The sequence below is a fragment of the Photorhabdus viridis genome, assembly GCF_040256935.1.
Lineage (GTDB): Bacteria > Pseudomonadota > Gammaproteobacteria > Enterobacterales > Enterobacteriaceae > Photorhabdus > Photorhabdus viridis.
In genome coordinates this window covers 1-223 of sequence record NZ_JBEJZY010000508.1, presented here as the reverse complement: position 1 = coordinate 223, position 223 = coordinate 1, and the positions used below count along the sequence as shown (strand labels likewise).

General features: G+C 51.6%; 1 protein-coding gene. It reads left to right on the top strand.

All coding sequences use genetic code 11. From position 1 onward, the window contains the following. Positions 1 to 223 (top strand): hypothetical protein (locus tag ABR397_RS24315; protein ID WP_350307916.1); only part of this gene is annotated, 223 nt, incomplete at both ends.

Sequence of the window (223 nt, the reverse complement as noted above, 5' to 3'; positions counted from 1 at the left end):
TACTGGTACAGGAACAACAACCGTCACTGGCGGTGAACTGAAAAATCAGGGCGGAACACTCGTCAGCAAAAAAGGTGCGCTGACATTAACCGTAAACGAAACTAACAACAGCGGTGGCCTGCTGCAATCTGCCGGTGACCTGACACTGGATGCGCAAGGCAGACTGCTGACTAACATCAACAGCGGTAAAAACGGCGGCATACGCAGTACAGGCAATGTGAAC